The sequence below is a fragment of the Burkholderia sp. 3C genome (genome assembly GCF_054589155.1).
The window spans coordinates 195,450-204,170 of record NZ_BAAILN010000107.1 but is presented as its reverse complement, the minus strand read 5'-3'; the positions used below and the strand labels follow the sequence as shown (position 1 = coordinate 204,170).

General features: G+C 68.0%; 7 protein-coding genes and 1 pseudogene. 5 read left to right on the top strand and 3 right to left on the bottom strand.

Features of this window, described 5'->3' with window-relative positions; all coding sequences use genetic code 11:
* Positions 1–383: pseudogene (locus ACYP33_RS21630) on the bottom strand (hypothetical protein); the annotation flags it as partial.
* 182 nt (positions 384–565) lie between these two features.
* Between ACYP33_RS21630 and ACYP33_RS21625 the strand changes: the two are divergent.
* Complete coding sequence (locus ACYP33_RS21625; RefSeq protein WP_459623858.1) at positions 566–2,209, top strand: type II toxin-antitoxin system Phd/YefM family antitoxin; 1,644 nt, start codon at positions 566–568, stop codon at positions 2,207–2,209.
* 49 nt (positions 2,210–2,258) lie between these two features.
* Here the strand turns inward: ACYP33_RS21625 and gspK are convergent, their stop codons facing one another.
* Together gspK and ACYP33_RS21615 are read right to left on the bottom strand one after the other, a co-directional pair.
* A complete protein-coding gene (gene gspK / locus ACYP33_RS21620) occupies positions 2,259–3,203 on the bottom strand; it encodes a type II secretion system minor pseudopilin GspK (protein WP_459623933.1) in 945 nt (314 codons plus the stop codon).
* Between the two features lie 98 nt (positions 3,204–3,301).
* The gene (locus ACYP33_RS21615; RefSeq protein ID WP_459623857.1) at positions 3,302–3,907 is read right to left on the bottom strand and encodes a hypothetical protein; all 606 of its coding nucleotides are present in this window, start codon (positions 3,905–3,907) and stop codon (positions 3,302–3,304) included.
* 680 nt (positions 3,908–4,587) lie between these two features.
* Here ACYP33_RS21615 and ACYP33_RS21610 point away from each other — a divergent pair.
* The 4 genes from ACYP33_RS21610 to ACYP33_RS21595 all read left to right on the top strand — a co-directional run.
* Positions 4,588–5,748, top strand: coding sequence for a TIGR03032 family protein (locus ACYP33_RS21610; protein WP_459623856.1), 1,161 nt, complete (start codon positions 4,588–4,590; stop codon positions 5,746–5,748).
* Positions 5,749–5,752: 4 nt separating this feature from the next.
* On the top strand, positions 5,753–6,409 hold the full coding sequence (gene cysC, locus ACYP33_RS21605) for an adenylyl-sulfate kinase (protein WP_459623855.1): 657 nt from the start codon (positions 5,753–5,755) through the stop codon (positions 6,407–6,409).
* Positions 6,410–6,552: 143 nt separating this feature from the next.
* Positions 6,553–8,187 (top strand): ShlB/FhaC/HecB family hemolysin secretion/activation protein, encoded by a 1,635-nt coding sequence (locus ACYP33_RS21600; RefSeq protein ID WP_459623854.1) that lies wholly within the window; start codon positions 6,553–6,555, stop codon positions 8,185–8,187.
* 69 nt (positions 8,188–8,256) lie between these two features.
* The coding region (locus tag ACYP33_RS21595) for a DUF2341 domain-containing protein (protein ID WP_459623932.1) at positions 8,257–8,721 on the top strand (465 nt) is incomplete at its 3' end.

Genomic DNA, 8,721 nt, shown 5'->3' with positions numbered 1-8,721 from the left:
TTGCGCTGCATGCAGCGCGCGACCGCGTGCGGACGGATCGTGGTGGTGGCGAAGCTGCGCAACGTCAGGTCCGGCACCGTCAGATGCAATTCGAATTCGCGCAGGCCGTGCTCGGCGCTCATCGTCGTGAAGTCGAGGAACAGGCCTTCTCGGGCGCCGAGCGTGCCCACGTACGGATCGAGGCCGAGCCGCACGAGGCGCGGCGCGATCTGGCGGGCGATCAGCCGCATCAGATTGCGGCGGCCGCGTTCGCCGGCATAGGCGTCGAGCACGCGCGTGATCGTGTCGCTGATTTCCCAGCGCCGCTCCTCGGCCACCAGCCGTGGCGAACCGCCCAGATCGAATCGAGCGCGGCCGTGAGCCACGCGAGGGTCTATGTACATGCGAGGGCCTCGTGCGATGCCGGCCCGGCCGGCGCGACATCGTCAGGAATCCTGATGCTGGCGCGTCGATATCGGCGCGTCAAGTTCGACGCCCGGCGTGCGGCGCGGCGTCCGCACGAACCGGCAGCCGGCACCGGCGACGCGCGAGCGTGCCAATCCTACAACGCAGAGGTGATCACGTGATGCGCATGGTGTTGGAACGCTTTGTCGAACACAGCCCGATGGCGATCATGGCGCGGCTCGTGATGCAGTGCGCGGTCGACGATCAATGGCTCGATGCCGTCGATGCGGCCGGGGAGAGTGACCATGAGCCGGTGCGCGAGGCGCTGCTGGCCTGCGTGGCGCATGCGCTGACGGCGATCGGCGGGCAGCGGCGAGCCGCCTTGGGCACCGGATCGATCCATCCGGCGATGCCGGCCGATTTCGCGCCGGCCGTGCTCGCGCTGCACGATCGCGTGAGCCGGCTGCGTGCCGGCTGGGGCCGCACCTTGCTCAAGGACGGCACGGCGCTGCTGATGCCGCTGGCCACCCGGCGCGCGGCCGAGTGGGCCGACGCCGCGGGCGGCTTGCGGGTGCGCGTGCTCGACGGCTGCGCGATGGAGCCCGGGCTCGCGTGTACCCCGAGCGCCGATGGCTGCATCCACGGCTTTCCGGCCGACGAATCGGGCGGCGGCCCGGCCGCCGATATCGCGCTGCCGGTGTACGATCCCGAGTTCGGCCTGCTGATCGATCTGGTGCCTTATGAGCGGGGCCGCCTGTACGAGCGTGCGTTCGCCGTCTCGCTGATCGAATCGGTGGAGCCGGGCGAGCTGTGGATCGTCGATGGTCATTTCGGTACAGCCGGCATGATGGCGAGCTGGCCGCGCGGCAGCGGCGTGTTCCTGATCCGCGAGCATGGCTGCACGCCGGCCTGGCAGCCCTGTGACGCGTTGCGCGAGATCGGCGAGCTCGATGGCGGCCGTGTGTTCGAGCAGGAGGTGGCGATGCCGGGCGACCCGGCGGCGCGTTTCCGGCGCATCGAATGGCGCATCGATGATGTGGATTCCGAACCACTGAGCTTGCTGACCAACGCGGCTGCCGCGCCACTCGATGCGCTGCGCCTCGTGCGGCTCGCGCGCATGCGTTGGCGCGACAGCCTGCCGCTGGCGGTCGATGCGGTGTTCGACGCGGCGCTGTATGCCGAGGTGCCGGCGCGCGCCGTGCCGCTCGCGCGCGGCATCGTCGCCACCGCCTACAACGTGTTCAGCGTGATGACGCAGGCGATGGCGGTCGAGCTCGAACTCGATGCGCGCGACCTCGAACGCCTGCCGTCCCATCTCGCCGCCGGCGTGCGCGCGGCCTATACCGGCATGATGATCGCGCTGCCGCCGGCATGGTGGCGGCGCTACGACCATCTCTCGATCGGCTCGCTCGGCGCGCTGCTCCGGCTGCTCGCGCATCATGTCGACCCGCGCAGCGACCGGCGCAAGCGCCGCGAGCACCGGCTGTCGGCGAAATCGCAAGCGCTGCTGCGCACCGCCACGCTCGACCGCATGCTGCACGATGACAACGACGCGCTGACCGCCAACATGTTCAGCCCGCGCACCATCGCCATGGCCACCCGCGACTTCAGCAGCAATCCGTCGAAAGCATTGCGTCACGCGGGGGAAGCGCTGGTGATGGTGACCAAGTACAACCGGCCGATCGCGCTGCTGGTATCGATCGAGGATTGGAACCGCCTGCTCGGCGAAGTGCGCGAGACCAGCATGAGCCGGCTCTCGCTCGATGGCGGCGGCCCGGTGCCGCGCACCCACGCAGCGGGATTCGGCGAAGTGCCGTTGAACTGAACTGAACCAGGCACGGCGCTGCGCGCGCTTTCGCCCGGCCGCGCACGCGTCAGGCCGCGCTCACGTGATGCACCCAGATCACTTCGGTCCACGAAAAATTGCCGATGCCGTAGCGGGCAACCAGCGTGTCGAGCCGCAGATCGAGCCGCGGCGAGTGGATTCGGCAGTGCACCAGGAAATAGCCGCTGTTGACCGTGGCCAACGCGCCGTCGGGCAGCGTCGCGCTGCCGCCGGCGGGCTGCAGGAACAGCGCGAGTTCCCCGGTGTTGAGGAAATAGGCCGTGCTGCGATGTTCGATCAGGCGGCGCGCCTGGCTTTGCGACAGGGCCGGGATCGCGGCGATCAGCACCGGCTCCGGCGCCGTGTTGACGTTGATCGAGGTGAGGTCGGGCAGCACCGTGATATAGGGGGCGAGGGTGGCGACCGTTTCTGCGCCATAGCCCGGAATTCGCGCGAGGTCGTCCACGCCGACGAGTTGCAGCGGCCAGCCTCCAGGGCCGGCCGTGGTGCTCAACGACGCAAGAATGTGATCGGCGGTGATCTGCGCGAGCGCCGGATCGAGCGACAGCGCGCCGAGCAGGCGGCGCAGGCCGAGCACGGCGGGGCCGTTCACCTGCCACGGTTGATTCGGAGCGGGCCGCGCCACCAGGCTCATCAGGTTGAAGCGCGATTGCGCGTCCTCGACGTTGCCCGAGATCCAGGCATGGGCGAGATCGGCGTTGACGGCGATCGCCTCGGGCGGCAGGAAATCGGCGAGCTGCACGTCGTTGACCGGCACCGACCACGGCTGCCCGAGCACGGTCACGTTCGAGGTTTCGTTCTGCGCGCGCAACTGGGCGCGCGCCCACTCCACGGCGGCGCGTTCGGCCCACATCGCCTGCGTGCCGAGCCGCTGATTCTCGACGTCGTGCGTGGCCACCTGCTGCCGCCATACGATGCCCGCTGCGAGCGTGGCCGCCAGCGCCACCACCAGCAGCACGGTCACGATCGCAATGCCGCGCTGCCGGGCCGGGAGGCGGCGGTGCGTTCGATATCGCGCGCGCGCACGGCGTGCGAGATGGGAAGCGAGCCGGATGGCGGATGTTTTCACCGTCACTCGTCGAACGCGAGGAGGGCGTGCACGATGCACGCAGGCAAGGCCGAGGCCAGGCCGAAGCCGCCGATCAGCGCGGCGACCCACGACATCTCGCCCGCGGTGCGCACGCCGTCCGGCGCGGCGCTCAGCAGGTCGACCAGGTTCGAGGTGGAATGCGAGGCCCACAGCAGCATGGCGAACAGCGTGCCGGCCACCAGGCCGCCGATCGAGAACAGGTAGGCGGCTGCCGCGCGATGCACCGCAAACGGCGCGCGATGATGGCGCTGGTTGGCCGCAATCATCGCCACGCCGTTGGCTACCGGCACGATCGCCATGGCGGCCGCCCAGAAAAACGGCTGATCGCTGGCCGGGTTGATCAGCAGCAGCGTGCCGACGCACCAGAACGGCGGCGCCAGCAGGGTGGTCAGCAGCCACGACGCCAATTGCCACGGCAGCCAGGGCGCCCGCCAGCGCAGCGCGGGCGCCGGCGGCACGGCCGAGCGCGAGCGGCGCGGCAGGGCGCCGGTGGCGGTGCCGGGCTCGGCGGCCGGTTTGCCGGCGAGCCAACGCCGGACTAAGGTGGCGATCCACATGCTGACACCGTCGAGATTTCCCGTAGCCATGATTGGGTTGCACCGCGCATCGTCATAGCGTCGTTTCGACATATCGACGTAGGGCGGCCTTCGTTAACAATCAAGACGTATCGGCGCACCGATACCCGCAGACTGTTTCAAATCCGGGCGGCACGTGTCGCATTCCTCACGATTCGTATCGGCATTCCCTACCGAACCCGGCAATTCACTCTGTCGTGTCACAAAAAATTACCGGTTGTGGTCCGACGATACGCGCACGGCTCGCAGCACGCGCGCCGTGGGTCAGGCTTTGGCGCACGTGAGAGGGTGCGCCGGGGAGGCTCGGCCTCGTCGACGAGGCTTGCCGTATCGCGGCAATGGGCGCAACGGATGTCGCAAGGCGACGCGTTTCGCCACCGGGTGCACCGTGCCTGTCACGCCGGCGCGCCGCTAACGCAAATGGGCGGCCGGCCCGATTTCCTCTTTCTGTTCTGAACACTGGCAACACGATTGCGGACGTGGTGCGGATCGCGCTCGCCTCGCGTTTCGATGGCGGATCGGGATTCGTTTCACCTGCGCCGGAATGGATCACAAAAAAATCTGCGGCAATCCGTGGGTCGTTCCGTCTAGATAGCTGTGAGCGGCATGATCGCGGGCCGTGCCGGCCGGGTGCGGCGCCGCAAGAATCGATACCTGTGCGTGAATGCAGCGCGCTGACGGGATGGGGGCACGTGGATCAGATCGATACGGGAAGGGCGGATTCGTCGGCCGCGCGGCATGACGGAGCGGAGCCGGGCGGGGTGCCCGACGCGGCCGCGCCGTACATCAACCTGCGCGACACCGGGCGCTTCGTCGAATTGCTCGAAACGCTGGGTTGCACGTTGGCGATCAGCCGTCGGCCGTCCGGCGTGGCGCTGCTCGGCGCCGACGGCGGCAGGCCCACGCTGTCGGCGTGTCTTCTGCCGCGCTCGATGGGGCTGGCGGTGGACGGCAACCGGCTCGCGGTGGCGACCGCCAGCGAGCTGATGATCTACGCCAACGTGTCGACGCTCGCGCCGCTCTATCCGCTGCGCCCCGATCACTTCGACGCGATGTTCGTGCCGCGCATGTCGTATTGCACCGGCGATCTCGATCTGCACGACATGGCCTTCGACAAGCAGGTCGTGCTTGCCGTGAACACGCGTTATTCGTGCCTCTGCGTGATCGACGGCTACTTCAATTTCACGCCGATCTGGCAGCCGCCCTTTGTCACCGCGCTGGCACCCGACGATCGGTGCCACCTCAACGGCATGGCGTTCCACGATGGCAAGGTCCGCTATGTGACGGCGCTGGCGCACAGCGACGCGCCGTTCGGCTGGCGCGAGCGCATGGCCGACGGCGGCATCGTCATGGAGGTGCCGTCGGGTCGCGTGATTGCCTCCGGCCTGTCGATGCCGCATTCGCCGCGCGTGATCGGCGGCCGCCTGCATGTGCTCGAAGGCGGGCGCGGCGCGGTGTTGCAGATCGATCCGCAAACGGGGGCGCGGCGCGTGCTGGCAACGCTGCCGGGCTTCACGCACGGGTTGGCCGAATACGGCGGCGTGCTGTTCGTCGGCCTGTCGAGGCTGCGCGAGCGGCGTGGGCCGCAGGGCCTGCCGATCGAAGCCGCGTCGAGCGAACTGGTGGCCGGCGTGGCCGCGCTCGATGCGCGCACGGGCGAGGTGCTCGGCATCCTGCAATTCTTCAATGGCGTCGAGGAGGTGTTCGACGTGCATGTGCTGCCGAACGTGCGGCGCGCCGAGATTCTCGGTCCGCAACAGTGGCTCGAGACGCCGTCGGTCGTCACGATGCACGGCGGCTTCTGGCAGACGCGTCCGCGCGAGGACGGCGAAGCCGCGCAACGCGGGCGATGAATCGATGACGGATACGAAATTCTGCGGGTTGGCGAGGCACGGTTCGTCTTTAACGATAAGCGAGCCGCAACGCGAGGCGCGCGCGAGCGGCTGGGCCGTGACGGGCCGGCGCGGAGGCGCGATCTGGTTGACGGGTTTGTCGGGGGCGGGCAAGACCACGCTGGCCGAAGGGCTGGCCACGCATCTGCGGTGCCTCGGGCGGTTCGTGATGGTGCTCGATGGCGACCGGATGCGCGATCGCCTGAGCCGCGATCTGGGCTTCGCCGATGGCGATCGGTTCGAGAACATCCGGCGCATCGCGGAAGTGGCGGCGATGGTCGGCGAAGCCGGGGGCATCGCCGTGGTGGCTGCGATCGCGCCGCTGGCGGCCATGCGCGATGCGGCGCGCCGCGTGATCGGCGAGGGCTATCGCGAGGTGTACGTGAACGCGTCGCTCGGCGTCTGCGAGGCGCGCGATCCGAAGGGCTTGTATGCGAAGGCGCGGCGCGGTGAATTGCAGGGGTTCACGGGCATCTCGGCGCCCTACGAGCCACCGGTTGCGGCGGACTTGATGCTGGACACGGGCCGCTTCGAATACGACGTCTGCATCGATGCGCTGCTGTGGTTTGCGCTCGAAGCGTTCGGCGCATCGAACCACGGCGCGACCCGGCCGCGAGACTAGCCGGAAGTGAATGGATGCAAGAACGCGGTTCGATCCTGTTAGTGAGGATGACGAATAAATTGTCATGCTCATGAAACAGACGGGGAATAGCGCGGACGCGTAGCGGCGCGCAGCGCGAATCGACACAAAAAGGGGAAGGGCGCATGCCGCCGAGAGTAGACCAACAAGCTCACGATACGAAGCGACGTTCGCGTCGACGCCGCCTGGCCGGCGTCGCCCTGATCGGCGGCATCGGCCTCGCATCGGGCGTGCGCGCGCAGGAAGCCGCCAAGCCGGCGCCGGCCGCGCCGCACCGGTTCGACGTCAACGAATTCATCGTGCGCGGCAACACCACCCTGCCGTCGATCGAGATCGAGAAAGCGGTCTATCCCTACGAAGGGCCGGGCCGCACGCTCGACGATGTGAACGCCGCGCGCGATGCGCTGCAGAAGGTGTATCAGGACCGCGGGTATCAATCGGTGGTGGTCGAGCTGCCGCAGCAGCAGGTCAGGAACGGCGTGATCGTCCTGCAGGTGGTGGAGGCCAAGGTGGGCCGGCTGCGCGTGGACGGCGCCCGGTACAACTCGCCGCAAACCATTCGCGACGCGGTGCCGGCGCTGGCCGAGGGCCACGTGCCCGACTTCAACGCGGCGCAAACACAGCTCACGGCGCTGAACGGTTCGGCCGATCGCCAGGTGATTCCGGTGCTCAAGCCCGGCGTGATGCCGCAGACGGTGGATGTCGACTTGAAGGTGGACGATCACAGCCCGCTGCACGGCTCGATCGAGCTGAACAACGACAACAGCCCGGGCACCTCGCTGCTGCGGACCACCGGCACGCTCAGTTATTCGAACCTCTGGCAGCTCGGGCACGTCATTTCGGGTACCTATGTACTCGCGCCGCAGCACCCGGAAGACGCGCGCGTGTACGCGTTTTCGTATCTCGCGCCGATCAGGGACACGCGCTGGAGCTTCCTTGCCACGGTGGTCCACTCGGACAGCAACGTGGCCTCGGTGGCCAGCACCAACGTGCTCGGCAAGGGCACGACGTACGGCATCACCGCGATCTACGCGCTGCCGGGCAGCGATACCTACGCGCACAACCTCAGCGTCGAAATCGATCACAAGCACTACGACGAGGACGTCAACGTGCTGGGCCAATCGGCCTCGTCGGCGCCGCTCACCTATGTGCCGGTGACGGTTTCGTACACCGGCCAACTGAACCTCAAGCAGTCGCAGACCTCGTTCTCGGCGGCGCTCGTGACCAACATCCGCGGCCTCGGCAGCGGTGCGAACGAGTGGGACAACAAGCGCTTCAACGCCACGCCGGATTTCATCTACGGCAAGTTCGACCTCAACCACACGCAGCACCTCCAGCACGACGTGCAAGCCAATGCGCACGTCAGCGCGCAGGTGGCGAATTCGCCGCTGGTGTCGAGCGAGCAGTTCGCGGCGGGCGGCATGAACAGCGTGCGCGGCTACATGCAGGCCGAGGACACCGGCGACAGCGGGGTGATCGGCTCGCTCGAACTGCGCAGCCCGTCGCTGGCCTCGCACCTGGGCGGCAGCATCAACGAGCTGCGCTTCCATGCCTTCGTCGACGCGGCGCACCTGTGGCTGAACAGCCCGCTGCCGGAGCAGACCTCGAGCTTCAACCTGCTCAGCGTGGGCCTGGGCATGCGCATGCAGGTGCTGAAGTACGCGAGCGCGGATTTCGAGGCCGGCTGGCCGCTGAAGGCGGGCGTCTATACACGGCAATACAGCCCCCGGTTCGATTTCTACGTTCGACTGGGTTTCTGACGGATTTTTGAATCGTGCCGGGCCGACGCGGCCGAAGGCGCAAACGGGGAGTGGATCGTGAAGCGAGTGATGGTGTTCATGTTGGCGGCGCTGCTGGGCGCGCTGCCGGGAATCGCGAATGCGTGGTGGCAGAACGACTGGTCGTTCCGTAAGGCGATCACGATCGACGCAAGCGCGAAGGGGGCGAACCTCAACGAATCGGCCGGCCGCGTGCCGCTGCTGATTCGCCTGCATTCGGGCAACTTCCAGTTCGACGGCCTGGCCGACAACGGCGCGGACATCCGCTTCGTGGCGGCCGACGACAAGACGCCGCTGAATTACCAGATCGAGCAGTACGACGCGGTGCTCGGCGTGGCGCTGATCTGGGTGGACGTGCCGAAGATGCCGGCCGGTTCGGCCGAATCGATCTGGATGTACTACGGCAACAAGAACGCGCCGGACGGCAGCAAGCCGGCCGAGGCGTTCGATGCCGATTACGCGCTGGTCTATCACTTCAACGGCGCCGCGGGCGCCCCGCCGAAAGACGCCACCGCC

Excerpts from the sequence above, each read along its gene's own strand:
- cysC (WP_459623855.1), top strand. The coding sequence starts at position 5,753 with ATGACGGATACGAAATTCTGCGGGTTGGCGAGGCACGGTTCGTCTTTA.
- ACYP33_RS21625 (WP_459623858.1), top strand. The coding sequence starts at position 566 with ATGCGCATGGTGTTGGAACGCTTTGTCGAACACAGCCCGATGGCGATC.
- ACYP33_RS21600 (WP_459623854.1), top strand. The coding sequence starts at position 6,553 with ATGCCGCCGAGAGTAGACCAACAAGCTCACGATACGAAGCGACGTTCG.
- ACYP33_RS21615 (WP_459623857.1), bottom strand. The coding sequence starts at position 3,907 with ATGGCTACGGGAAATCTCGACGGTGTCAGCATGTGGATCGCCACCTTA.